This window comes from Stappia sp. MMSF_3263 (assembly GCF_030733745.1).
Lineage (GTDB): Bacteria > Pseudomonadota > Alphaproteobacteria > Rhizobiales > Stappiaceae > Stappia.
In genome coordinates this window covers 110001-136145 of the sequence record NZ_JASHIK010000003.1, presented here as the reverse complement: position 1 = coordinate 136145, position 26145 = coordinate 110001, and the positions used below count along the sequence as shown (strand labels likewise).

At 66.7% G+C, this 26145-nt stretch carries 21 protein-coding genes (1 of these 21 cut by a window edge); 4 read left to right on the top strand and 17 right to left on the bottom strand.

Going from position 1 to position 26145, the window contains the following annotated elements:
- Positions 1-88 precede the first annotated feature (88 nt).
- The 8 genes from RBB46_RS05265 to RBB46_RS05230 form a co-directional block, all read right to left on the bottom strand.
- Positions 89-1495 (bottom strand): TRAP transporter large permease, encoded by a 1407-nt coding sequence (locus RBB46_RS05265; RefSeq protein ID WP_306027847.1) that lies wholly within the window; start codon positions 1493-1495, stop codon positions 89-91.
- A gap of 9 nt (positions 1496-1504) precedes the next feature.
- On the bottom strand, positions 1505-2125 hold the full coding sequence (locus RBB46_RS05260) for a TRAP transporter small permease (RefSeq protein ID WP_306027846.1): 621 nt from the start codon (positions 2123-2125) through the stop codon (positions 1505-1507).
- A gap of 163 nt (positions 2126-2288) precedes the next feature.
- Positions 2289-3290 carry a DctP family TRAP transporter solute-binding subunit gene (locus RBB46_RS05255; protein ID WP_306027845.1) on the bottom strand — a complete coding sequence of 334 codons (1002 nt, stop codon included), beginning with the start codon at positions 3288-3290 and terminating at the stop codon, positions 2289-2291.
- Between the two features lie 247 nt (positions 3291-3537).
- Complete coding sequence (locus RBB46_RS05250; RefSeq protein ID WP_306027844.1) at positions 3538-4893, bottom strand: sigma-54 dependent transcriptional regulator; 1356 nt, start codon at positions 4891-4893, stop codon at positions 3538-3540.
- Between the two features lie 53 nt (positions 4894-4946).
- Complete coding sequence (locus RBB46_RS05245) at positions 4947-6770, bottom strand: ATP-binding protein (RefSeq protein ID WP_306027843.1); 1824 nt, start codon at positions 6768-6770, stop codon at positions 4947-4949.
- 107 nt (positions 6771-6877) lie between these two features.
- Complete coding sequence (locus RBB46_RS05240) at positions 6878-8485, bottom strand: GMC family oxidoreductase (protein WP_306027842.1); 1608 nt, start codon at positions 8483-8485, stop codon at positions 6878-6880.
- 85 nt (positions 8486-8570) lie between these two features.
- A complete protein-coding gene (locus tag RBB46_RS05235; RefSeq protein ID WP_306027972.1) occupies positions 8571-9296 on the bottom strand; it encodes a tellurite resistance TerB family protein in 726 nt (241 codons plus the stop codon).
- A 90-nt stretch (positions 9297-9386) separates the two neighbouring features.
- Entirely contained in the window at positions 9387-9863 is a 477-nt protein-coding gene (locus RBB46_RS05230) for an Lrp/AsnC family transcriptional regulator (protein WP_306027841.1), read from the bottom strand.
- A gap of 148 nt (positions 9864-10011) precedes the next feature.
- On the opposite strand from RBB46_RS05230, the gene hppD reads away from it, so the two are divergent.
- Positions 10012-11124, top strand: coding sequence for a 4-hydroxyphenylpyruvate dioxygenase (gene hppD / locus RBB46_RS05225; protein ID WP_306027840.1), 1113 nt, complete (start codon positions 10012-10014; stop codon positions 11122-11124).
- A 105-nt stretch (positions 11125-11229) separates the two neighbouring features.
- Here the strand turns inward: hppD and RBB46_RS05220 are convergent, their stop codons facing one another.
- The 6 genes from RBB46_RS05220 to xylF all read right to left on the bottom strand — a co-directional run bounded on the left by RBB46_RS05220 (position 11230) and on the right by xylF (position 18581).
- Positions 11230-12618, bottom strand: coding sequence for a trehalose-6-phosphate synthase (locus RBB46_RS05220; RefSeq protein WP_306027839.1), 1389 nt, complete (start codon positions 12616-12618; stop codon positions 11230-11232).
- Positions 12619-12704: 86 nt separating this feature from the next.
- Positions 12705-14501 (bottom strand): glycoside hydrolase family 15 protein, encoded by a 1797-nt coding sequence (locus RBB46_RS05215; protein WP_306027838.1) that lies wholly within the window; start codon positions 14499-14501, stop codon positions 12705-12707.
- Complete coding sequence (otsB, locus tag RBB46_RS05210) at positions 14498-15253, bottom strand: trehalose-phosphatase (RefSeq protein WP_306027837.1); 756 nt, start codon at positions 15251-15253, stop codon at positions 14498-14500. The genes RBB46_RS05215 and otsB overlap by 4 nt, the downstream gene beginning before the upstream one ends.
- Positions 15254-15337: 84 nt before the next feature.
- Positions 15338-16102: an ATP-binding cassette domain-containing protein gene (locus tag RBB46_RS05205; protein ID WP_336623137.1), complete on the bottom strand. Its 765-nt coding sequence runs from the start codon at positions 16100-16102 to the stop codon at positions 15338-15340.
- Between the two features lie 24 nt (positions 16103-16126).
- The gene (locus RBB46_RS05200) at positions 16127-17422 is read right to left on the bottom strand and encodes a sugar ABC transporter permease (RefSeq protein ID WP_306027835.1); all 1296 of its coding nucleotides are present in this window, start codon (positions 17420-17422) and stop codon (positions 16127-16129) included.
- 130 nt (positions 17423-17552) lie between these two features.
- Positions 17553-18581, bottom strand: a complete 1029-nt coding sequence (gene xylF, locus RBB46_RS05195) for a D-xylose ABC transporter substrate-binding protein (protein WP_306027834.1) — start codon at positions 18579-18581, stop codon at positions 17553-17555.
- A gap of 309 nt (positions 18582-18890) precedes the next feature.
- On the opposite strand from xylF, the gene RBB46_RS05190 reads away from it, so the two are divergent.
- The 3 genes from RBB46_RS05190 to RBB46_RS05180 are packed head-to-tail and all read left to right on the top strand — an operon-like array spanning position 18891 to position 23298.
- Positions 18891-20144 carry an ROK family transcriptional regulator gene (locus RBB46_RS05190; protein ID WP_306027833.1) on the top strand — a complete coding sequence of 418 codons (1254 nt, stop codon included), beginning with the start codon at positions 18891-18893 and terminating at the stop codon, positions 20142-20144.
- Positions 20144-21583, top strand: a complete 1440-nt coding sequence (locus tag RBB46_RS05185) for a di-heme oxidoredictase family protein (RefSeq protein WP_306027832.1) — start codon at positions 20144-20146, stop codon at positions 21581-21583. Before RBB46_RS05190 ends, RBB46_RS05185 begins: the two co-directional genes overlap by 1 nt.
- Positions 21580-23298, top strand: a complete 1719-nt coding sequence (locus RBB46_RS05180; protein ID WP_306027831.1) for a CRTAC1 family protein — start codon at positions 21580-21582, stop codon at positions 23296-23298. Before RBB46_RS05185 ends, RBB46_RS05180 begins: the two co-directional genes overlap by 4 nt.
- Positions 23299-23317: 19 nt before the next feature.
- On the opposite strand, the gene RBB46_RS05175 is transcribed toward RBB46_RS05180, so the two are convergent.
- The 3 genes in view from RBB46_RS05175 to RBB46_RS05165 are tightly spaced (at most 24 nt apart) and all read right to left on the bottom strand, a layout consistent with a single transcriptional unit that may run on beyond the window.
- Positions 23318-24454, bottom strand: coding sequence for a thiolase family protein (locus RBB46_RS05175; RefSeq protein WP_306027830.1), 1137 nt, complete (start codon positions 24452-24454; stop codon positions 23318-23320).
- Positions 24423-25901, bottom strand: a complete 1479-nt coding sequence (locus RBB46_RS05170) for an AMP-binding protein (protein WP_306027829.1) — start codon at positions 25899-25901, stop codon at positions 24423-24425. The genes RBB46_RS05175 and RBB46_RS05170 overlap by 32 nt, the downstream gene beginning before the upstream one ends.
- A gap of 24 nt (positions 25902-25925) precedes the next feature.
- Positions 25926-26145 carry the 3' end of a biotin transporter BioY gene (locus tag RBB46_RS05165; RefSeq protein WP_306027828.1) on the bottom strand. The gene runs 338 nt beyond the window's last position, so 220 of the gene's 558 nt are visible here — the last part of the coding sequence; its start codon lies beyond the right edge, outside the window — the gene reads right to left on this strand; it ends in the stop codon at positions 25926-25928.

Sequence of the window (26145 nt, the reverse complement as noted above, 5' to 3'; positions counted from 1 at the left end):
GCTCCGCCCGACATGAAAAGACCCCGGCGATGCCTCGCATCGCCGGGGTCTTTCTTTTTTGGGCCATCCGCAGTGCGCGGGTGGGGCATCAGCCGGTCCGGGTAACGATCTCCGGGCCCATCAGCCAATAGGGCAGCCAGGTCGACAGGGCCGGCACGTAGGTCACGAGGATCAGGAAGATGAACAGGATCAGGACGAAGGGCGCGGCCGCCCTTACGACCTGGATCAGGCTCATTCCCGTTATTCCCGATGTGACGAACAGGTTAAGCCCGATCGGCGGAGTAATCATGCCGATCTCCATGTTCACCACCATGATGATGCCGAGATGGATCGGGTCGACGCCCAGCGCCATGCCGATCGGGAACACCACCGGCGCGACGATCAAGAGCAGGCCCGAGGGCTCCATGAACTGGCCGCCGATCAGAAGCAGGACGTTGACCGCGATCAGGAAGGTGAACCAGGTGAATCCGGCCCCGATCATCCAGTCGGTGATCGCCTGCGGGATGCGCTCCGCCGTCAGCGTATGGGCGAACAGCAGGGCGTTGACGATGATGAACATCAGCATGATCGTCGTCTTCGCCGCGTCGGTGAGCGCCTTGCGGGTGTCCGCATGGACGCAGGCGGGGAAGAAATACACCACCGTGAGCCACAGGTTCCGGCCGATTGCCGTGGCAATGCTCTCGCCATCCCTGCGCATCGGCACGCCCTTCAGCGGACCCATGTCGCGATAGATGAAGATCGCGATCAGGTAGGCATAGACAGCGGCGACGGACGCGGCCTCCGTCGGCGTGAAGATGCCGCCATAGATGCCTCCCAGGATGATGATGATCAGCAGCAGGCCGAACGCCGCCTCGCCCGCCGCCGAGCTCATCTCGCCGAAACCGGCAAAGGGTTGCTTCGGCATGTTCTTGATGCGGGCGTTCACATAGATCGCGATCATCAGCATCAGGCCGGCGACCAGGCCGGGAATGACACCGGCAAGGAACATGCGCCCGACGGAGACATCCGTTGCCGCTGCGTAGACGACCATGACGATCGACGGCGGGATCAGGATGCCCAGCGTGCCCGCATTGGCGATCACGCCGGCCGCGAATTCCTTGGTGTAGCCCACCTGCCGCATGCCGGCGATGGCGATCGTGCCGATTGCCACCACGGTTGCCGGCGAGGAGCCGGAAAGCGCGGCGAACAGCATGCAGGAGAACACCGCGGCAATGGCCATGCCGCCGCGCAGATGGCCGACGCAGGCGATCGCGAAGCGAATGATGCGCCGCGCGACGCCGCCCGTCGACATGAAGGTCGAGGCGAGGATGAAGAACGGGATCGCGAGCAGCGTGTAGTTCTGCGAGGCCGTGAACAGCTGCAGCGCCACCGAGGACATGGAGTCCTGCGAGAAGAATGCGATCGTGAGGATGCTGGACAGACCCAGCGAGATGGAAATCGGGACGCCGAGAAACAGCAGCCCGAGAACCATGATGAACAGAACACCGGCTTCCATGGCTGCCTCTTAGTCTTTCAGGACGTCTTTGTTTTCGGCGACAAGCTCTTCCGCTTCGTGGGCGGCGATCATCATCTCGCGTTCTCCGCGAATGATCTGCACGGCCGCCTGAATGCAGCGAAAGGCAAACAGCGCAAGCCCCACCGGCAGGATCAGATAGGCGATCCAGCGCTGGACACGCTCCTTGGTGCCGAACATTTCCTGAATGAGCTCGGGATAGCGCAGGTCGTCGAGACCGATGCCGATCTTGAACATGCGCGACCAGTAGTCGATCGCCCCGCCCCGCGTCTCGATGCCGAAGATCTGCAGCCAGTCGGCGTAAAGCAGGATCACGGCATAGGCGACGCCGCAAAGCGCGCCGAAGACCGCGATGGCCCTGAACACCGGCGCCGGAAACAGCCGGATGATCGCATCGACGCCAAGGTGGGCGCCGATCTTCACGCCGTAGCTCATGCCGAACAGGATCAGCCAGGCGAACAGGATGCGGGTGAACTCAAGCGCTCCGGTCCAGCCGGAATTGAAGCCGTAGCGGGCCACCACCTGCGTGAAGGAGACGATGGTCATCGCGGCGAGCAGGAACGCGATCACGTTCTCCTCGAAGCGCGTGACCCAGTTGTCGACGCGTTGCATCGCTTCCCCCCAATTTTCTCTTTTGTCGGGAACGTCATCAGGGCCGGACCGGGCATGGCCCCGGCGGTCTGTGCCGCCGGCCATGTCCGGTCCTGTCACCCCGTCATGGCTCCCGGAGGACGCCCGCCTCGGGCGGTGCCTTCCGGGAAAGCCCATTCATCACTCAGCTGGCGCTGTTCGAAGCCTGCGCCGCCTCGATCAGGTCCTCGCCGATGTCGCCGCGGAACTTGTCCCAGACCGGCTTCATGGCATCGACCCAGGCCTTGCGCTGCTCGGCGTTCAGCACGCGGATCTCGCTGCCCGCGTCGAGGATCTTCTGCCGGTTGGCCGCTTCCTTGCTCGCGACCTCAGCATTGGCCGCCATCGTCACGTCGTTGACGATGGTCAGGAACTGCTCGCGCACGTCGGCATCGAGACCGTTCAGCCACTCATCGGACGTCACCAGCAGGTAGGCGAGAAGCTGGTGGTTGGTCTCGGTGATGCCGTCCTGCACCTCGAAGAACTTCTGCGTGTAGATGTTCGACCAGGAATTCTCCTGGCCATCGACCACGCCCGTCTGCAGCGCGCCGTAGACTTCCTTGAAGGCGAGCTTCTGGGCGTTGGCGCCCATGGCCGAAATCATCGCCTCGGCAACGTCGGAGGTCTGGATGCGGAACTTCAGCCCGGCCGCGTCGCTCGGCACCAGCAGCGGCTTGTTGGCCGAGAACTGCTTCATGCCCGAGCTCCAGTAGCCAAGGCCGACGAAACCGACATCGGTCATCGAGTTCAGCAGGCCCTTGCCGGCGTCGGAGACGGCAAAGCGGTCGATCGACGACAGGTCGTTGAACAGGAACGGCAGGTCGAAGAGGCGGTACTTGAGCGTGTAGGCCTCGAACTTCGACAGCGACGGCGCCGCCAGCTGGACGTCGCCGAGAAGCAGCGCTTCCATGACCTTGTCGTCATCGAAAAGCTGGGAGTTCGGGAACACCTGCATGCAGGCCTTGCCGTTCATCTCCTCGTTGACGCGATTGGCGAGCATCGTCGCGGCATCGCCCTTGGGATGACCGGTCGCAGCCACCACGTGGCTGAACTTGATGACCATCTCGCCATCATCGCAATCGGCAAGCGCCGGAGCGGAGAATGCGAAACATGCGGCCGCGACTGCGGCCGTTGCGAACTTCTTCATGGATGTCCTCCCAGACATGTTTGGCCGGGCGCAGCGCGCGCGGCAATGGGGTCCGGCAAGGCGCCGGACCAGTCGCGTCCAAATGATTGCAACAGTCGTGCCACGTGCCCCGAACATGGGCAAACCGGCGCATTTCAAGGCATCCGCCAATATCGCCGATCCGGTCATCCACGTCGAATGGGTAGATTCCGACACATCGATCCACGGCAATGGGTGGAGGACGACACATAGGCCGTGCCGATGGCGGCTATATGTCGGCCGCTCCCGCCTCCTCGCCGGACGCCCCGTCGCGCTCCAGCCCGTGCCGGCGGATTTTCTCGTAGAGCGCCTTGCGGGACAGGCCGAGACCTTCGTAGGTGGCCTTCAGGCTGCCTTCGTTGCGGGCCAGCTCCTCCGCGATCACCGCTTTCTCATAGGCGGCGACCCGCTCCGACAGGCTCCGCCCGACCTCCGCCTCCAGCGGGTCGAGCGCTTCCAGCCCGAGCACGAACCGGTCGGCCACATTGCGCAACTCGCGTACGTTTCCCGGCCAGTCGCGCGCCATAAGCGTCGCGATATAGGTGGTGCTCGCATCGGGGATCTCCCGGCGGTAGCGGGCCCGCGCCTCGCGCGTCAAATGGTGGAACAGCAACGGAATGTCTTCCTTGCGGGCCCTGAGCGGCGGGATCTCCAGCGTGACCACATTGAGCCTGTAGAACAGGTCCTTGCGGAAACGGCCGCTGTTTCCCGCCGCCTCCAGGTCCTCCTTGGTCGCCGCCAGGAAGCGGACGTCGAGCGGGATCGAGGCGTTGGATCCGAGCCGTTCGATGCTGCGCGTCTCGATAACCCTGAGCAGCTTGACCTGCAGGTCGAGCGGCATCGACTCGATCTCGTCGAGAAACACCGTCCCGCCATGGGCATGCTCCAGTTTGCCGATCCGCTGGCGCGCGGCGCCGGTGAAGGCGCCCTTCTCGTGGCCGAACAACTCCGACTCGATGATCTCCGCCGGCAGCCCGCCGCAATTGAGCGCAACGAAGGGCCCGTTGCGCCTGTGCCCTTCCTCGTGCAGGGCCCGCGCCACCACCTCCTTGCCGGCGCCTGTCTCGCCGATGATCAGCACGTCCGCATCCGTACCGGCGAGCGCCCCCACCAGACGGCGCAGCCGCTCCATCGGCGGCGAGCGGCCGACGAGACGGCCCTCCATTCCCGAACGGTCGGCCAGTTGCTCGCGCAGGGCCCGGTTTTCCAGTACCAGCCGGCGCTTTTCCAGCGCCCGCTCGATGACCGTGGACAGGCGGTTCACCGGAAACGGCTTCTCGATGAAATCATAGGCGCCCGCGCGCATCGCCTGAACGGCGAGCGGCACGTCGCCATGGCCGGTGATCAGGATCACGGGCAATGCGGCGTCGATCTCCAGCGCCTTGCGCATCAGTTCCAGCCCGTCGCTCTGCGGCATCCGGATGTCGGTGACCAGTACGCCGTAGAAATCACGGCCCAGATGACCGATGACGCCCGACGCCCCGGAAAAAGTCGAGACGCAATGCCCGGCGAGCTCCAGTCCCTCGCTCAGTGCCTCGCGCAGATCCGGCTCGTCGTCGACCAGCAGTACCCTTGCCTTGTCCATGAATATCTTGTTCCCCAGCGATCGCAGGACCGGATGGCCGTCCGGTCGGCCCGCTACTGCGCGGCGTCGCTCAGCCCCTGGACGAGCGGCAGCCTCACCGTGAAGACCGCGCCGCCACCCTCCGCCGCGCCGACGCTCAGGCTTCCGGAAAAATCGTGGACGATCTTGTAGGCGATCGAGAGCCCGAGGCCCAGCCCCTTGCCGACATCCTTTGTGGTGAAGAACGGGTCGAAGACCTTGCCGAGGAGTTCCTCCGCAACGCCCGGCCCGTTGTCGCGCACCTCGATCACCGCCTGTCCCGCCTCCATGCGTGTCGTGATGGTGACGACGCCGTCGACGCGATCCTCAACCGCATCGAGCGCATTCGCGGCCAGGTTGAGCACCACTTGCTCCAGCCGCACATGCCCGCCGATCACCTGCAGCGCCCCGTCGAGATGCCTCGCCTCCAGGCGCGCGCCGCCCTGCTTTACGCGTGGCGACAGGAGCATCACCGTCTCGTCGATCACCGGCTTCAGCGCCGTTGCCTTCAGGTCCGTGCCCGCTCGCCGGCTGAAGCCTTTCAACACGCGGGAGATCTCCGCCATGCGCTCGACCATCGCGATGATCCGGTCGAGCCCGGCCTCGACCCGCTCACCCATGTCGCGCTCCAGGAACAGCTTGGCATTGTCGGCATTCGAACGGATCGCTGCGAGCGGCTGGTTGAACTCGTGGGAAAGCGCGGCCGACATCTGGCCGAGCGTCGCCATCTTCGCCGCCTGCACCAGATCGGCCTGCATCAGCCGCAATTCCGCCTCCGCCGCCTCGCGCTCGGCCACTTCCCGCGCAAGATGGGCATTTGCTTCCGACAGGTCGCGTGTGCGCAGTCGTACCTTGCGCTCCAGCCGCAGCGCCGAGAGCCGGTCCTCGCGCATCCGCCGCATCACCGCGACGCGGCGCTCAGCCGCCACCCAGGCGATGCCGCTCATCAGCAGACAGACGAGCACGGCGATCGCCGCCACCTTGTCGCCTTGCGAACGGGCATCGGCGGTATCGGCCAGTGCCGCGATGCGCCAGTCCAGAACCGGCAGCGTGCGGGTCATCATCAGGAAGGGCCCTCGCCGGGGAACGTCCCGCAGGCGGACATAGGCAGCTTCGGTGGCAGCCGCGTCGGCGTCGGCGGCGGCACCGGCGCTGCTTTGCGGCACCCGCTCCGATCCCAGCCGCTCCAGCCGGTCGTTCGCCGGTTGCCCACGCCAGTCCGGCCGGTTGGTCGCGACGATCTCGCCGGCCTCGTCGATGGCCAGGATCGGCGCAGGGCTGAGCGCCCAGGCCTGCTCCACCTCCGCCAGGCTGACCCGAACCGCGACCACGCCGATCACGACCGATCCGTCACGCACCGCCGAGGCAAAGACATATGAGCCCGGCGCACCACCCGTGCCGCGGCGATAGGCACGGCCAAGGCGGCCCTGCAACGCCTCGGCCAGCGGCATCGGATCGACGACCTCCTCCCGCCCCGGATCGATGCGCGACGACAGGTGGCTGGAGGCAACCACCGTCCCGTTCGTGTCGAGAAACGTGACTTCGCGGGCACCCGCCATGCCGGCTACGATCGCCGCCACCCGCTCGCCCGAGACGCGGTCGCCATCAAGGATGATATCGCGAATGTCCGGCCGCATGGCGAGCAGTGGCGGCAGCAGGCGGAATTTGTCGAGCTGGCTTTCCAGGGTCGCCGACTGGACCGACAACAACGCCTGCGCCCGGGTCGCGACCTCGGCTGCAAACAGGCGGGTAGCCAGTTCCCAGGTCACCCATCCAATCCCCGCAGTGACCGGCAACGCAAGGCACAACACCAGCACGTGCAGGGTGTTGCGTTGCGCCTTGCGGAAATATGTCCTCATGCCACCATCCAACGGCGATCGACGCGAAGGCGTTTTCCCCCGCGTCGTCGGCCGATCCTAACCGCACCGGCTTTCGCGCACAAATGCGCGAGGGGGCGGAGGCGCCGTCAGGCTCGCCGGTCGGCCCGTATCATTTCGGCGGCCTTCTCGGCGATCATCATCGTCGGTGCCGCGGTGTTGCCCGAAGTGATCGTCGGCATCACCGAGGCATCGGCGACGCGCAAGCCCGCCAGACCGCGCAGCCTCAACCGGGCATCGACCACGGCCTGGTCGTCCGTCCCCATCCGACAGGTCCCCGCCGGATGGAAGATGGTCGTGCCGATGTCGCCCGCCGCCCGGGCCAGGTCCTCGTCGCTGCGCACCAGCGGACCGGGCAGATGCTCTACCGGCGTATAGCGGCTCATCGTTTCGGCCGCCATGATCCGGCGGGTCAGCCGGATGCTGTCAGCAGCAACCTTGCGATCCGCTTCCGCCGACAGGTAGTTCGGCCGGATCTCGGGATGCGCCGTCGGATCGCGCGAGGCAATGTGCACCGACCCCCGGCTCTCCGGACGCAGGTTGCAGACACTGAGCGTGATCGCCGGGAAGGGATGCAGCGGGTCGCCGAACTTGTCGAGCGACAGCGGCTGCACGTGATACTCGATATTGGCCGTCTCGAAGGCGGGATCGGAGCGGGCGAAGACGCCAAGCTGCGAGGGCGCCATCGACATCGGACCCGAGCGTGACAGGGCGTAACGGGCCGCGATCTTCGCCTTGCCCCAGAGATTGGCGGCAAGCTGGTTCAGCGTCACCGCGCCGCTGACCTTGAACACCGTGCGGATCTGCAGGTGATCCTGCAGGTTCCGGCCCACTTGCCGGCTTTCGACAAGCGTGTCGATGCCGTGGCGGGCGAGCGTCTGCGGGTCGCCTATGCCGGACAGTTCAAGCAGATGCGGGGAACCGATCGCCCCGGCGCAAAGCACCAGCTCCCCGGCGACCCGCGCCCGTGTGGGCCCGCCATTGACCGTCAGTTCCAGACCGCTCGCGCGGCCGTCCTCGATGATCAGGCGGGAGACCTGGGCTCCGGTCACGACCTTGAGGTTTTCCCGGTTCCTGACCGGTTTCAGATATCCCTTGGCGGCGGTCCAGCGGACGCCGCCGCGCTGGGTGACCTGAAAATAGGACGAGCCGAAATTGTCGCCGCGATTGAAGTCGTCGACCTTGGGGATGCCTACTTCCTCGCAGGCATCGCGCACGGCGTCGAGAATGTCCCACGAAAGCCGCTGCTCCTCGACCCGGGTCTCCCCGCCCTGTCCATGCATCTCGTCGTCGAGCGCATAGTGATCCTCGGCCCGGCGGAACAACGGCAGCACGTCGTCCCAGCCCCAGCCGTCCAGTCCGCCTTGCCGCCAGCCGTCATAGTCGCGCGCCTGGCCGCGCATGTAGATCATGCCGTTGATGGCCGAGCATCCACCAAGCACCCGACCTCGCGGATAGGCGAGTTCCCGGCCGTTGAGACCGGGCTCCGGCGCCGTCCTGAAACCCCAGTCGGTGCGCGGGTTGCCCATGCAATAGAGATAGCCGACCGGAATGTGGATCCAGATATAGTTGTCCTTGCCGCCCGCCTCGAGCAGCAAGACCTTGACCTTCGGATCGGCGGAAAGCCGGTTCGCCAGCACGCAGCCGGCGGATCCCGCGCCCACGATCACATAGTCCCACTCTCCAAGGTCCTGCATATCCCCTCCGCTCCAGGCCAAACCGGAGCGGAACGATGCCTTCTGGCGGTGCCAAAGGCAAGCCGCGGAAAGCGGACCGCGCGCCTCAGGCGCCGGCCTCCAGCACGGCTCGGTCGACTTCCTCCACAAGCCCGGGTTCGAGCCCGAGACGGGCCGACAGCATCTGCAGGTAGGCACGTTCCGCCGGGTGGTCGGGATCGATCGCGAGCCGCGAGGCGGCATAGACCTCAAGTGCCGCTTCCGGGCTCTTCGCGCCGGCAACGACCCGGTCGATGTCGAGCGGCGCCCGCAACTCGTCCATGACGAAGGCCTTCGCCTCGCTGTCGAGGGACAATTGATCGAGCCGGTCGAAGATGCGGCGCTGTTCTTCCGCATCGATGTGACCGTCGGCCTTCGCTGCCGAGATCATCGCGGTCAGCAATGTCAGCGCAAAGGCATTCTCCCCGCCGGGCTGGCGTTCGGGGGCAAACGGCGAATCCGACGGGGGCGGCAGGACGGGTTCGGCCGCGGGAGCCTGCCGGGGCTCGGCCTGGCCGCGCGATCCCTGGTAGTCCCGATATGCCTTGTAGGCGAGGCCGGCGACCACGGCCATGCCGCCATAGGTCAGCGCGGTCTTGCCAAGCTTGCGGCCGCCCTTGGTGCCAAGCAGCAGGCCCGCAAGGCCACCGGCCAGGGCACCGCCGGCAAGGCCGCCGGAATTCGAACGCAAGTAGTCCTTGCCGCGCGCCATCATGTCGCCGGCCCCGCCGGCTCCGCCCGACCCCGTCCCCGGACCCATGAATTCCTCAAGCAGCTTGCGCGCGTCGAACATCGTCACGTCTCTCCGTTCCTGTGGCAACCCGTCAGGAAGCGCCTGACACCAGCAAGGAAATGGGAAGCACTGCCGAAAAGTGCAAGCATCTCAGCGCACGGTCTCCGCGAAGGGAAGCCGGTTGTCGTCCTTCAGCGTCTCCATCGCGATCGAGGAGCGCACGTTGCGCACCGCGTCATGCGGCAGAAGCTCGTCATTGATGAAGCGCGACAGGGCGGCCAGATCGGTCACCGCAACTTTCAGCATATAGTCCATGTCCCCGGTCAGGACATGCGCCTCCTGCACCTCCGGCAACGCCCGCACCAGGTCGCGGAAGCGGCGGGCATTCTGGCGGCTATGGGCGTTGAGCGCCACGCCGACAAAGGCCACCACGGTGAAGCCGACCGCCGCGGGGTCGATGTCGGCCCGGTAGCGGCGAACGATGCCGACCTCCTCCAGCCGCTGACGCCGCCGAGACACCTGCGAGGCGGACAGGCCGATCCGTTCGCCCAGCTGCTGGTTTGTGGCCGACGCATCGTCCTGCAGGCAGGACAGGAGTTTCAGATCGAAAGGATCCAGCTCCGTCATTTCGTGCAACTCCCGTTCATGCTTCGCACGGATCGTGCATTGGATAGCGAATATCCAACCATTATGCACGCACCTTGCGCGGCATCGGGCGCATACTGTGCACAAAGGGCCGGATACGGCCTGCTGATATTCGCCTGAGGAGGACACAATGGGACCGTTTCCGCACGACGCACCGCCCGCCAGCATCGATGAGTCCAACCCCGCCGGCACGGACGGGTTCGAGTTCGTCGAGTTCGCCCATCCCGAGCCGGAGAAGCTCGACGCCCTGTTCCGTCGCATGGGTTACCTGCCCGTCGCCCGCCACAGGACGAAGGCCGTCACGCTTTACCGCCAGGGCGACATCACCTATGTGCTGAACGCCGAACCCGGCTCGCACGCCACCCGCTTCGTTGCCGAGCACGGCCCCTGCGCCCCGTCGATGGCCTGGCGCGTGGTCGATGCCAGGCACGCCTTCGATCATGCCGTGAAGATGGGCGCGACGCCTTATGACGGCGACGACAAGACGCTCGATGCGCCCGCGATCGTCGGCATCGGCGGCTCGCTGCTCTACTTCATCGACACCTATGGTGAGAAGGGCTCGGCCTATGACGCGGAATTCGAGTGGCTGGGCGAGCGCGACCCCCGCCCGGAAGGCGTCGGCTTCTACTATCTCGACCACCTGACCCACAACGTCTATCGCGGCAACATGGACAAGTGGTGGGACTTCTACCGCGACCTGTTCGGCTTCCGGCAGATCCATTTCTTCGACATCGACGGCCGCATCACGGGCCTCGTCAGCCGGGCAATCACCTCGCCCTGTGGCAAGATCCGGATCCCGCTGAACGAGTCCAAGGACGACACCAGCCAGATCGCCGAGTACCTGCGCAAGTACAAGGGCGAGGGCATCCAGCACATTGCCGTCGGCACCGACGACATCTACGGCGCCACGGACGGGCTCGCCGCGAACGAGTTGAAGTTCATGCCGGGCCCACCGGAAACCTACTACGAAATGTCCCGCGAACGCGTGCACGGCCATGACGAGCCGCTCGAGCGGATGAAGAAGCACGGCATCCTGATCGACGGCGAAGGCGTCGTCGATGGCGGCATGACCAAGATCCTCCTGCAGATCTTCTCGAAGACCGTGATCGGCCCGATCTTCTTCGAATTCATCCAGCGCAAGGGCGACGAGGGGTTCGGCGAGGGCAATTTCCGCGCGTTGTTTGAATCCATCGAGGAAGACCAGATCCGTCGCGGCGTGATCAAGGCCGACGCCGCCGAGTAGGCCAGGCAACCGGCGCAAGACCAGACGTGAGGGAGCGGCCATCGCCGCTCCCTTTTCTTTTGTTCATCGTGAAAACCGCTGCGACGAAGGCCGCCGGTCCGGTCGTCACGAGGCCCGGCGGCGCCCCGTATCCCTCAAGGTTTCCAGGAAAGAATGCGCCCAGGCCGAGGCGTCATTCTCGCAGATCCGGTCGAAGATCGCCTGCCACCTGTCCCGGCGTTCGTCGAGCGGCATGTTCAGCGCTGTCTGCAGGCTGGCCGCGACGCCCTCGGCCGAATGCGGATTGACGATCAGCGCTTCCGGCATCACCTCCGCCGCGCCCGCAAAGCGCGACAGGACCACAACGCCCGGATCCTCCGCCCGTTGGGCCGCGACATATTCCTTGGCAACCAGGTTCATGCCGTCGCGAAGCGGCGTCACCAGAGCCACCCGGCTCGCCCGGTAGAGGCCCGCAAGCGCCCGGCGTGTGAATGAGCGTGTCATGTAGCGGATCGGCGTCCAGTCGAGATCGGCGAACCGCCCGTTGATGTTGCCGGTCAGTTCCTCCAGTTCGCGGCGGATCTCGGCATAGGCGTCGAGCTCCGCGCGCGAGGGCGGCGCCACCTGCATCAGGCTCACCCGCCCCCGGTTTTCCGGATAGTCGTCCAGCAGCCGCCCGAAGGCGCGGAACCGTTCCGGCAGGCCCTTGGAATAATCGATCCGGTCAACGCCGATGATCTGCTGGCGACCGGCGAGGAGCTTCTCGACACGCCCCGTCTGGCGGCGCGCCTCCGGCGTCGTCGCCTGTCGGGCAAAGCCTGCCGCATCTATCCCGATCGGGAAGGCCCGCGCGACCACCCGCCGGCCGCCGACGGCCAGTTCCCCGTCCCCTGTCTCCACCCCGTCGAGTTCCTCGACGACGAAGCGGCGGAAATTGGCGGCGTCGCGCCGCGACTGGAAGCCGATGACGTCATAGGCCAGCATACGGCGCACCAGTGTCGCCGCGTTCGGGAGCCCGGCCAGCACTTCCGGCGCCGGGAACGGGATATGCAGGAAGAAGCCAAGCGGATTCTCGACCTCCATGCCGCGCAACTCGGCCGCGAAGGGCAGGAAGTGGTAATCGTGCACCCAGACGATGTCGTCCGGCGCAAGCAGCGGCCGCAGCCGCGTCGCGAACCGCTCGTTCACCCGCCGGTAGCCGTCCTCCAGGCGGCGGTCGAACACGGCAAGATCCAGCCGGTAGTGCAGCACCGGCCACAACGTCTTGTTGGAATACCCCGCGTAGAACTCGTCATAATCGGCCTGGGTCATGTCGACGGTGGCCATGCCGACCTTGCGGGTTCCTGCCTGCTTGAGATTGCCGAAGGATCCCTCTTCGGACACCTCGCCGCTCCAGCCGAACCACAGCCCGCCTGTCTCCGTCAGCGCATCGACGAGCGCGACGGCAAGACCGCCGGCGCGCCCGGTGTCCTTGAGCGGACCGACGCGGTTGGAAACGACGACAAGACGGGACATCAAGCTCCTCCAGATGGGTTGCACGGCCGGACCGGCGGAAAGTCGGGCAGGCTGAAAGGCGGACCGAACGGCGCGTATCGCCCGCGTCAGACAAGGCTTTCCCAGCCTTCCGACAGCCGCATGGCGCCGTTGATGATGCCGACCATCGAGTAGGTCTGCGGGAAATTGCCCCACAACTCGCCGGTTGCCGGATTGGTGTCCTCCGACAGCAGCCCGACATGATTGCGGCAGGCGAGCATCGTCTCGTAGATCTCGCGGGCCTCGTCCTTGCGGCCGATCCGGGCGAGCGCATCGATGTACCAGAAGGTGCAGATGTTGAAGGCATTTTCCGGCGCGCCGAAATCGTCCGCGGCATGATAGCGGAAGAGATGCTTGCCGCGTCTCAGGGTTTCGCCGATCCGCTCGACCGTGGCGACGAAACGTGGATCCTGCGGCGGCAGGAAACCGACCTCGGCGATCAGCAGCAGGCTGGCATCGAGGTCCTGCCCCTCGAAGCTCTCGACGAAGGCGCCGACCTTCTCGTTCCAGCCCCGGGCAAGGATCGTCGCGTGAATGGTGTCGGCGCGCTCCTGCCACAGCACCGCCCGATCGGCGCGGTCGAACTGGCGGGCGATCTTGGCGAGCCGGTCGCAGGCCGCCCAGCACATCAGCGACGAGGACGTGTGGACCCTGGCCCGTGTCCGCAACTCCCAAAGCCCGGCATCGGGCTGGTCATGCATGGCGAACGCCCGCTCGCCGATCCGCTCCAGCCGCTCGAAATCGTCGACACCAGGTTGGCGCAGCAGGCGCTTGTCGAAGAACGCCTGCGAGGCGCCAAGCACGATGTTGCCATAGACGTCATGCTGGAAATGCTCATAGGCCTGGTTGCCGATCCTGACCGGTCCCATGCCGCGATAACCGGGAAGGTCCACGGTCGTCTCGACAAGCTTTTCCTCCAGGGCGATGCCATAGAGAGGCTGGACGTGATCGGCCCCGGTCTTCGAGGCGATGTTGTTGATGTAACGGAGGTAGTTCTCCATCGTCTCCATCTCGGAGAGCGAGTTGAGGGCCCGCACGACGAAGAACGCATCCCGCAGCCAGCAATAGCGGTAATCCCAGTTCCGGCCGCTGTTCGCGGCCTCCGGGATCGAGGTGGTCGCCGCCGCGATGATCGCGCCGGTCTCCTCGTAGGTGCACAGCTTCAGCGTCACCGCCGCCCGGATCACCGCTTCCTGATAGTCGAGCGGCAGCCCCAGCCGGCGCGTCCACAACCGCCAGTGCAGGACGGTCTCCTCCTCGAACTCCCGGCACAGCGTCTCCGGGTGATGGGTGAGGCTCTCGTCGGGCCCGAAATAGAAGGACACCGGCCCGTCCAGGAGGAACGGCGTCTCGTCGCGCACATAGGTGATCGAGGCATTTGTCGTCAGCCGCACCGTTTGGCCATTGCCGACGAAACGCATGTGGTTCGACCCGTAGGTCACCTCGGGCACGCGGGCGCCGTGATCGAAACGAGGCCGGCAGCGCACCCGGATGCGCGGGTGGCCGGCGATCGGCCGTACCCGCCGCACCAGTCCCGTCGGCCGGAACATCCGCCCCTTGGTCTGGAAGCGCGGGGCGAAATCCGTGATCTCGACGGCGTTTCCCGCCTCGTCATAAAGCCGCGTGACGACCACGGCCGTGTTCTCGATATAGGCCTGTTCGCTGTGACAGACATTCTCCAGGTCGATCGAGAACGCCCCGTCGCCGGCCGCGCCGCGCGTGCCCAGCAGCGCATGGAAGACCGGATCTCCGTCGAAGCGCGGCAGGCACATCCACACGACACGGGCCATCTTGTCGATCAGCGCCGCCACCGAGCAGTTTCCGACGATCGCCAGATCGAGTGACGGCTGCTCCGATGGTGTCATGTCTGCGGCTTCCTTGCTGTTGCATGGGCGGGAAGGTCGAGCGCCAGCCAGTCGGCGACGCTCTCGACGTCGGCCAGGCGGAACCGCGCCAGGCTGTCGCCGTGCCCCACCTTGATGCCGAAGCCGCCGATCGCCTCGGCCACCCGGATCCCGTCCTCGTCGGTCACGTCGTCCCCGACAAAGACCGGGGTGCGGCCGCGAAACGGATCGATGTCCATGAAACTTGCAACGGCCCAGCCCTTGTCGCGATAGGCGGGCTTGGCCTCGACCACCATCTTGCCGCGAACCAGGTGCAGGTCGGGCAGGTCGACAATGGCCCCGCGCATCACCTCGAAAACGGCCTCTTCGCAATCCGGCGCGATCCGGTAGTGGACGGCGATGGCCGCGCCCTTGTCCTCGATCGAGACGCCGCGCCCGAGCAGCCCGCTTCCCGAGAGCGCCGCCTTCAGCGTCTCGAGTTCGGGTCCCACCGGCGCCCGTTCGATCCCGGCATCGGGATGCAGGCGCGTCTCCAGCCCGTGCAGTCCGGCGCAAGGCAGGGACAACGGCGCGAGATGCGCGTCGATCTCGTGAATGGGGCGGCCGCTGACGATGGCAACGGCGCCGTCCAGATGGTCGACCAGGCGCTCGAGGCAGGCGATCACCCGCGCCTCCGCCTCGACCGCGTCCGGCGTCCGGGCGATCTCGACGAGCGTCCCGTCGAAATCGAGGAACAACGCCAGGTCATCGGAGACAGGCGGTGGAGCGTTCATGGCCCAAAGCCTACGAAACCTTGCCCCCCATGAGAAGGCCCGAAGCGAAAAAACCCTTCAGGAGGCGCAATTTGCCGCGCCGCATCATGCGGCGGCCTCTTCCGAGAAGGCGCCCGGTCCCGGAGTTGCCCCGTCCGGGCACTTGCCAAGGATGATCATGCCGAGCACCTCGTCCTTGGTCACGTCCGTGGTGCGCGCCGTGCCGACGAGCTGCCCGTTCTTCATCACCGCGACACGATCGGCGAGGTCGAAGACATCGTGGATGTCGTGGGAAATGAGGAAGATGCCCAGCCCCTGTGCCTTCAGCTCCTTGATCAGTTCGGAGACCATCTGCGTTTCCTGCACGCCAAGGGCGGCCGTCGGCTCGTCCATGATCAGGATGCGGGCGTTGAAGTAGACGGCCCTGGCAATCGCCACGGACTGCCGCTGCCCGCCCGACAGCGCCTTCACCGGCGCCTTGAACTTGCGGAAGTTCGGATTGAGCCGGGCAAGGATCTTGCGGGTCTCCGCCTCCATCGCGTCATCGTCGACGAAACCGAGCGGCGAGACGATCTCGCGCCCGAGAAAGAGGTTGGAGGCGGCGTCCAGATTGTCGGCGAGCGCCAGCGTCTGGTAGATCGTCTCGATATTGTAGTCGCGCGCATCGCGCGGGCTGTTGATCGTCGCCTTCCTGCCGTCGATCAGGATCTCGCCGCTGTCGCACTGGTAGGCGCCGGAAAGCACCTTGATCAGGGTCGACTTGCCCGCGCCGTTATGGCCGAGCAGCCCGACCACTTCCCCCGGATGCAGGTCGACGCTGACATGATCGACCGCGTGGACGCCACCGAAGGAGATGCAGATGTCTTGCATCTGCACGAGGGGAGTTGCCATGGCTCAGTCTCCCGTGCGCTTGCGATAGATGATGTCGACGAGCACGGCCACCACCAGCACGACGCCGACGACGATGTTCTGCAAGGGAGCGTCGACGCCGACCATTGCCATGCCCGATTGCAGCGACTGCATGATCAGCGCGCCGAGTATGGCGCCGTAGATCGTGCCCAGCCCGCCTGACAGCGCCGTCCCGCCGATGACCGCGGCCGCGATGACGCGCAATTCGTCGAGCGTGCCCAGGTCGTTTGTCGAGAAGCCGAGACGGGCGGCCGCCACCGCCGCCGACAGGGCGCAGAGCCCGCCCATGATGGCGAAGACCTTCACCGTCAAAAGGCGCGTGTTGATCCCGGAAAGCTCCGCCGCGTCCGGGTTGCCGCCGGCGGCGAAGATATAGCGCCCGAGCCGCGTCCGCCGGGCGATTACCGTCATGCACACCGCAACCACGATCAGCAGCAGCACCGAATAGGGCAGGCCGTAGGAAGCGGTGTAGCCCTCCGGCACCTCCAGGCCGCGCGCGGCGAAATCGCGCCGCAGCACGCGCACCGGAACCTCATAGGCGTTGAGCACGGCGATAAAACCGAGGATCGCGGCTGTCACGACACCCCCCAGCGTGATTTCCGCCCAGACCGGCTTGACCGGGAAGCCATGCGTCGCCTTGCGCCGGCGCGAGGCGAACTGCAAGGCAAGTGCGGTGACCACCGCCGCAAGCGCGAAGATCCAGGACCAGGTCTCGCCGAGCGTGCCGCCGATGCCGCCGATCATGGTGAAACGCTCGTCCAGCGGACCGATGGTCTGGCCGTCGGTGATGAACCATGCGGCGTTGCGCCAGACGAGCAGGCCGCCAAGGGTGACGATGAAGGCGGGGATGCCGAGATAGCCGATCAACGCACCCTGGAAAGCGCCGATGGCCACGCCGACGACGACACCGGCGAGAATGGCCAGGATCCAGATCGCCGGATGGCCGAGTTCCAGGCCGAACACGCTGGGCAGGACCTGTGTCTGCACCATCGCCATGACGGCGGCGACAGTCGCCAGCAGCGAGCCCACGGAAAGGTCGATGTGGCGGGTGACAATGACGAACACCATGCCGGTCGCCATGATGGCGACGGAAACGGTCTGGATCGTCAGGTTGAAGATGTTGCGCGGTGTCAGGAAATTGCCGCCGGTGAAGACGTTGAACACCAGGCAGAGGACGACGAACGCACCGATCATCCCGAGCAGGCGCGTGTCGATCTGCAGCGCGGAGAAAACCGACCTGCTCGCCGCCGTCTTCGGTTCGGACATCGCGGTATCAGTCATGTGAATAGCTCCCGCTTGGAGACTGTAGCACCCCTCGGCCCCTGCGTCAGGTGCCGGTTTTCAGCCGCCATGGCTCGGCCCCGCCCCGGCTTTCTGGCCGGGGCGGGATCGCAGGTCAGGCTTGGGGATATCAGTTGCAGGGAGCCGGGCCGCCGCTGACGCCCTGGCAGAGCGCGTCCTTGGTGATCCAGCCGGCATCGACGACCGCCGAGAGGTTGTCGCGGGTCACCGGGATCGGGGCCAGGAAACGGGCGGTGAGCTCGGTACCCGCCGGGGAGGTCCACTTTCCGGCGCCCTCGACGCTGTCCATGGTGCCGCCCTTGGCGAGCGCGACGGCGACTTCGCCAGCAACCTTGCCGAGCTCGCGCGCGTCCTTCCACACGGAAACGGTCTGGGTGCCCTTGGCAACGCGGTTGAGCGCCGCATGATCGCCATCCTGTCCGGAGACCGGAATGCCTTCCATGCCCTGCGCCGTCAGCGCCGCCACCACGCCGCCGGCGGTGCCGTCGTTCGAGGCGACCACGGCGTCGACCTTGTTGTTGTTGGCGGTCAGGATCTGTTCCATGTTCCGCTGCGCGTTGGCGGGAAGCCAGCCGTCGGTATAGGCCTCGCCGACGATCTTGATCTTGCCGCCGTCGATCGCCGCCTGCAGCACTTCCTGCTGGCCACCGCGCAGGAAGTCGGCGTTCGGATCGGTCGGCGACCCCTTGATCATCACGTAATTGCCTTCCGGCGCCTGCTTGAAGACCTCGCGGGCCTGCATGCGCCCGACCTCGACATTGTCGAAGGTCAGGTAGAAGGCGCGCCCGTCCTCGATGAGGCGGTCATAGCCGACAACCGGGATGCCTTCATTGGCGGCCGCCTGGATGGCCGGGCCGATGGCCTGCGAATCCTGCGCCAGGATGATGAGCGCATCGACGCCCTGGGCGATCAGCGCTTCCACGTCGGACAGCTGCTTGGCGGCGGACGACTGGGCATCGGCCGAGACATAGGTCGCCCCGGCGGCCTCGAGCGCGCCCTTGATGGCAGCCTCGTCCGTCTTCCAGCGCTCTTCCTGGAAATTCGACCAGCTGACGCCGACGGTGATGTCCTGCGCCTGTACCGGAAAGGTCATGGCGGCGAGAAGCGCGCCGGCAAGAAGCGGTTTGAAATTGCGCATGTCTGTTTCCTCCGATGTGTCCCCGCTCCTCCCATTTGCGGAACGAAGGATCATGAACCTGTCGGGCACAGTCCGGAAAAACCCTCCGGCCGGATTGCGTCCCGACATGGCGCGTCGACGAAATTTTATTTTTTTCGACGTCCGAAAAAAAGTTGCTCCAAACAAAAGCGCCTGTCAACATGGTTTCTTGAAACGGATGGACCGGTCGGCCGCTCGGCCCGCCTGTCCGTCGCGCGAGGAGGGTAAAACCCGCCGGGCCAACAACGGCCTGCCCGCGCCAGGGGACGGAGACGGGCAACCGGGATGGGAATGACGCAAAAGGCCGACCGCGACCAGATCAGACGGCAGAACCGCTCGGTCGTTCTCCAGGCCTTGCGGCGCAAGGGCCCCCAGGCCCGCATCGATCTCGGCCGCGTCACCGAACTGAGCCCTGCAACGGTCACCTCGATTACCTCCGACCTGATCGCCGAAGGCCTTGTCGTGGGCGTCGACGAACCGGGCCAGCGGGAGCGGGAAAAGGGCGTGCGCGGCCGGCCGCGCAGCCTGCTTGCCCTGCATGGCGCCGCCGCCTCCATTCTCGCCGTCAAGCTCTCCGTCAACACGATCGAGCTGGCGCTGGCCGATTATGGCGGCACGCTCATCGCCAGGGGGGCTGCAAGCTTCGACAGCGTTGCCGTTACTGCCGAAGGCTTCGGCCAGACACTGGTCGAGACGATCCGGAACTTCCTGGCCAAACATGACATCGGCCGGCCGCCGGTGATCGCCATCGCCTCCCAGGGCGTGGTCGACGACAGCGCCGGCACCGTTGCCTGGTCGCCCGCCTTCGCGGTGCGCCATGTCCCTGTGATCGCGCCCCTGCGGGAGGCCTTCGGCGTTGCCTGCATGTTGTCAAACGACACCAACATGATCGCCGAGGCTCTGCACCGCATCGATCCCGTCCGCTATGGCGGCACTTTCGCGGTCCTCTTCGTCGACTACGGTGTCGGCATGGGGCTTTTCGTCAATAACCGCCTCTTTGTCGGGGAAACGGGTGCCGCCGCGGAGATCGGCCATGCCAGCCACATCCCCGGCGGCGCGCTGTGTCGCTGCGGGCGGCGCGGTTGCCTGGAGGCCTATCTCGGCGATTACGCCCTTCGCCGGCACGCGCTGAGGCTCGATCCCCAGACGCCGCCGAGCACGATACCGGTCGCACGCGATACGATCCGAGGACTCATCAATGACGCGGAAAACGGCGATGCGGGTGCGCTTGACGCCTTTCGCGCCGGGGGAACCGCGCTCGGCTACGCCTTCGCCCGGATCATCGCGACGCTGGACCCGCGCCGTATCGTCGTCACCGGCGCCGCCTCCAATGCCTTCCCGCTGATGCGCGAGGCTGCCCTCGCCGCTCTCGACGAGGCACTCGTCGCCGACCTGCGCGGCGATGTCGAGATCGAGGCCATCGCCTGGGAGGAAGACCTGATCCTGCGCGGCACCATCGCCCGCGCCCTGCATTCGCTCGACACCGAAGTCTTCGCCGAAACAGGCGTCAGCGCGCTCCAGATGCCCGTGGGAGGACAGGCGTGATGGAAAAAGCCCGCCGCTCTGCCGTGAAAGGCCCGCTTGCCGCGACAGCACTCGTACTGGGGGCGCTGGCCCCGGCTTTCGCCGACGAGGTCCCCTTGTGGAGCGAGCGGGTCCTCCAGACGCCCATCGACCTTGCCAGTATCGCGGCCATGCCGATGGCGGAGAGGATCGCCCGGCTGAAACAGCGGGGCGAGGAACTCTTTACCGGCAAGTTCATCCGGGCGGACGGCGCCGGCCGACCTCTTGCCACCCAGGCGATCATTCCCACAAAGCGCCGCCGTCCGGCGCATCAGGACTTCCAGCGCCTCGCCGGCCTCGACGCCAACGCCTGCGCTTCCTGTCACCACGAGCCGGTGATCGGCGGCGCCGCTCCCTTCACCGCCAATGCCTTCGTCTCCGAAGGCTTCGAAAGTGCCGACTTCGACACGACCGATCCGCAATTCTCCAATGAACGGGGATCTCCGGCGCTGCACGGCGCGGGACTGGTCGAGCTTCTCGCTCGCGAGATGACGGAGGAGTTGCGGGCGCTGCGCGACGGCGCCCTCGAAAAGGCCCGTAGCAGCGGCACGGCACAGGTCGCCGAACTCGCCAGCAAGGGCGTCTCCTTCGGCAAAATCACCGCCAGCCCGGACGGCAGCCTCGACATTTCGGCGATCGAGGGCATCGATCCCGATCTCGTGCTGCGCCCGTTCTCGCAAAAAGGCGTCTTCGGATCCCTGCGCCAGTTCTCCGTCAACGCGCTCAACTCCCATCACGGCATCCAGGCGGTGGAACGCTTCGGCGCCGCCTGGACCGGAACCTCGGACTTCGACGGGGACGAGATTGCCGACGAGATCGGCGCCGCCGACATTTCAGCTCTCGTCGCCTTCCAGGCGACCTTGCCGGCGCCGTCGCGCAAGACGGACCTGCCCGCGGTCTGGCGGGAGGCTGCAACCCGCGGGGAGGCGCTTTTCGCCGATACGGGCTGCACCGCCTGCCATATCCCCGCGCTGCCGCTTGCCTCGACCGTGTTTCGCGATCCAGGTCCGCTTGAAACCGCAGGCACGCTGCGAGCCGACGACGTCGACGCCCCGCTGGAGATCGACCTTGGCGCCCTCGACTTCGTGCGTGCCCTGCCACGCGATGCGAACGGCCATGTCCTCGTGCCGCTGTTCGGCGATCTGAAGCGTCACCGCATCGCCGACACCCGCGAACCCGCCCTCGGCAACGAACTGCTCGGCCAGCGCTTTGTCGACCGCGACGTCTTCATCACTACGGAGCTCTGGGGCGTCGGCTCGACCGCACCCTATGGCCACCGCGCCGACCAGACTTCGCTCGACGAGATCATTCGCGCCCATGCAGGAGAAGCGCGGGAGAGCCGCGAGGCCTATACAGCGCTCCCCGAAGACGGCCGCCAGGCGGTCATCGCCTTCCTGCGCAGCCTGGAGATCCCGAAATGACGCGCGCCGATACCGCCCGCCCGGCTTGCCGGCCTGCAGGCCGGGTCCGCCTTGCCGCGCTGCTGACCTCCGCGCTCCTGTGCGGCGCCTGGACCTCCACCGCCCTCGCATCCGGCACCGAAAATGCCCCCGCCCCCGTGCCGCGCTTTGTCGAGGAGGCCGAAAAGGCCGGCATCGACCATGTCTATTCCGGTCCCTGGGAGTATTTCGTCGGCGGCGGCGCCGCGATCCTCGACTGCGATGACGACCGGCGGCCGGACCTCTTTCTGGCCGGCGGCACGTCGCCCGCCGCGCTCTTTCGCAACACCTCCCCGGCCGGCGGTTCGCTGTCCTTTGAAAGACAGGAGACCGGACTGCCCGGACGTCTCCTCGATCAGGTCACCGGCGCCTATCCGCTGGATGTCGACAATGACGGAAAACTGGACCTTGTCGTCCTGCGCGTCGGCGAGAACCAGATCCTGCGGGGCATCGGCGGCTGCCGCTTCGAGCCGGCCAACAGGCGCTTCGCCTTCGATGGCGGGCGTGGCTGGACCACAAGTTTCGCCGCGACCTTCGAGAAGGACGCGGCATATCCGACCCTCGCCTTCGGCAACTATGTCGACCGGTCGGCGCCCGGATCGCCCTGGGGCACCTGCGACGACAACATCCTGCACCGCGCTCGCTCCGACGCCGGCGCCGGCTCGTCCAGGGCACCGGATTATTCGGACGGGCTTCGCCTGACACCCGGCTATTGCGCGCTCTCCATGCTGTTCACCGACTGGAACCGGTCCGGCGAGCAGGCCCTGCGCATTTCCAACGATCGTCACTATTATCGCGGCGGCGAGGAGCAGCTCTGGGCCCTGCCGGAGGGACGCCCGCCGAGGCCCTATCGGCGCGCCGACGGTTGGCGCCACCTGAAGATCTGGGGCATGGGCATCGCCAGCACCGATCTTGACGGCGACGGCCTGCCGGAATTCGCCCTGACCAGCATGGGCGACACCAAGCTGCAGACCCTCGACCGGGAAACGGACGAGATGCTGCCGGTCTATCGCGACATCGCCTTCGACAAGGGCGTCACCGCCCACCGCCCCTATACGGGCGAGGACATGCGCCCCTCCACCGGTTGGCATGCCGAGTTCCAGGACGTCAACAACGACACCTTGTCGGATCTCTTCATCGCCAAGGGCAATGTCGAGGCCATGCCCGACTTCGCCGCCTTCGATCCGGACAACCTGCTGATCCAGCAATGGAGCGGACAGTTTGTCGAGCATGGCGAGGCGGCAGGCATCGCCCTCGACCGGCGCGGCCGGGGCGGCGGTCTCGCCGATTTCAACATGGACGGGCTGCTTGACCTGGTCGTCGTCAACCGCGAGGCGCCCACGAGCCTTTTCCGCAATCTCGGCGGGGCAAAGCCCTCCGGCGACAAGGCCAGGCCTCTCGGCAACTGGCTCGCCGTCGGCCTTGCCCAGAACGGTTCCAACCGCAACGCCGTCGGCGCGAAACTCAGTATCCGCGTCGGCGCCCGCAGCCTCACCCGCGAGATCCAGGTGGGCGGCGGCCATGCTTCCGGCCAGTCCGGCTTCGTCCATGTCGGACTTGGCGTTGCAGAGCGCGCCGTCATTCGCGTGCGCTGGCCAGATGGCAGCTGGAGTCATGGCTACCGCGTCTTTGCCAACCAGTTCGTGCTGATCGATCGCGGCGCCGACGATGTGCGCTACTGGTATCCGCCACGCTGAGGCCGGTCATGCGCGCGCATCATGCCCGCTCAAGCAGCAGGGCCGTGCCGAGACCGCCGGCACTGGCGATCGCGGCGAGCCCGCGACTGCCGGCGGGCTCCCCCCGCAATTCATGAAACAGCCGCACGGCGAGGATCGCGCCCGACGCGCCGATCGGATGGCCCCTCGCCAGCGCCCCGCCGCCGCGATTGACCCGCGCCGGATCAAGGCCGAGCCCCTCGATGCAGGCGATCGCCTGCACCGCATAGGCTTCCATCACCTCGGCCACGGCAAGCGATCCCGCATCGAGGCCGTGCCGGGCCAGCAACCGCTTCCCCGCCACGACCGGCGCCAGCCCCGGCAGGCAGGGATCGCTCCCCGCCGCCGCGCTGTCGACGATCCGGCACGCGGCGACATGCGGGTTCGCCTGCAACCAGTCCGCGGAAACCACCAGCGCGAACGCGGCCGCATCGGCCGACACGGCGGCCGTCGCGGCACGCAGACGAGCCTCGCCGGTCTGCGCCAGAACGCGCGAGCGACGCCCCGTTTCCGTTGACAGATCGCGGGTGAAAAGGTCGGCGACGACCTCTTCCAGCGGTACAATCTCCCCCTCGCAGCTTTTCAAGGCCTGCGCCCGGCGCGCCGATGCATGGCTTGCAACGGCGAAGGCGATCTGCGCCTCCTCGGCAATCCCCAACCGCACGGCAAGCGCCAGCGCGGCTTCGGCCATGTCCGGATCGCGCTCCGGCCACGGCGTGAAGGGCGGCCTGTCATAGGTGGCAGGCTCTTCGCCCTCGTTCGCTGGCCGTCGCATCCGGATCGGCGCGCGCGAATAGCTCTCGACCCCGCCGGCAAGCACACACTCGGCCGCTCCCGCCTCGACCAGCCGCGCCGCATGGGCGATGGCATCGAGCCCCGAGCAGCACTGGCGGTCGATGCTGATCGCCGGCACGCTCTCGGGCAGGCCCGCAAGCAGGGCAGCCCGCCGCGCGGGGTTCCCGCCTCCGTACAGCGCATTGCCGGCGATGACCTCGCCGACGTCCCCTCCTTCGATCCCCCCCGCCGCCAGGCAGGCCCGCATCACCGGCCCCGCCAGCGCATCGACCTCCAGCGCGGTGAAGGCACCACCGCGCGGGGCGACCGGGCTACGCCGGGGCGCGACGAGATACGCCGTCATGGGCAGTTCCCCGATGCTCGATCTGCGCGGCAATCGCCGAAAGATCACTCTTGCCACCCGGCGTCAGCGGCCAGTGGGAGAGAAACTGAAAGGCGCGCGGCACCTTGGCTGGTTCGAGCAAGGCGAGACAGTGCCGGTGCAAGGCCCGCGGGTCAGGCAAGGAGCTTCCGTTCGGCTGGATGGCCGCGACGATCCGCGCCCCGCGCAAGGGATCCTCCAATCCGAAGACGGCCGCCTGTCCGACATCGGGATGGCGCAGCAATGCGGCCTCGATCTCCTCGGCGAAGACATTGATTCCGGAGGTCACGATCATCCGGCCCTTGCGGCCCGAGAGCCACAGATGGCCGTCGCCGTCGAGATGGCCGCGATCGCCGACGCTGATCCAGCCGCCATCGCGGCGCGTCATCGGTTCGGTGCCCATCACATAGCCATCGAAAAGCAACCCGCTGCGCACCCAGATGTCACCGCTCTCCCCATCGGCAAGACGGTCGCCCGCCGCGCCTCGGATCTCCACCTCGACGCCCTTGAACGGCCGGCCGACGCTGCCCGGCGGATCCCCGGCCACGCGATGGGAGATGAAACTGGTCTCCGATGTTCCGTAGAACTCGTGCACCTCGGCGCCCGGACACATCCTGGCAAGAAGCTCCCGCTCGCTGTCCCGCCATTTCGCGCCGCTCAGGAGCACACGCCGCAGGTCGGGAAGGTGAATGCCCTCGCTCGCGGCGCCCCTTGCGAGCAGTTGCAGTTGCGTGGGTGTCGCGACAAGCACGCTGGAGCCCGCCTTGTGCATCCTGCGCAGGATCGCCTTCGGCTGGAACCTGCGCGCGATGTCGAGGCGCAGGCCGCTGTCGAGCGCCAGCACCGCGCCGAACAGATGCAGCGAGTGGCCGATGCCGCCGGGCACGAAAATCCTGTCAGCTTCTTCGATGCCGAACGTATCGAGACACAGCCGGAAGCTCGCCGTCCAGGACCGGTGCGAGCGCTGGAACGCCTTGGGCATGCCCGTGGAGCCTGACGTCAGGCCGATATAGAAGGGCTGCGTCGGGCCGGGCCGAAACCGCACCTCCGGCCTCTCCGAGGCCTCATCGGGATCGCGGGGCCCCTCTCCTGCAACGAGGCATGAGGCCGTTTCCGCAAATGGCCCGAACTGCGCGCGCAGGCGCTCACCGTGTCGCTGCCAGTGAACGGGATCGGCGACGAGCACCGTGCGGCCGCTGCGCGCACCGGCACAAAGATGCAGGAGCCCCGACAGCGGGTCCCCGGCATCGACCCGCATCAAGCGGCCGGCGCGGGCCTGCGCGAGCGCGGTCTCCGCGGCCTGCGTCCGCACGAGCACGTCATGCCAGGTGAGGGTCTCGCGCCCGTCGCACAGCGCGGTGCCGCCCCCGGCGCGCTTCGCATACGCCTCCAGTGAGGCACAGACAGTGTCCCCCCGAGGTTCCCTCATCGGCCCTTGCTCATGCTGGCCGGATCACTGGCGCGACAGGATCGCATCCGGCCGGCCGCGCTCGACGGCTCCGACGATCGCCGCGGTGGCGAAGGCCTTCAGGATGTCGCCCGGCAAATAGGCAAGCATGCCGGCGAACGCGCCGGGCAGCGAGGTCTCCGCCATGATGGCGATGCCGGGAATGCCGAAAGCATAGAGCACGATGATCCCGCCGACGACGCTGGAAACGAGCGTGGCCGTGAAG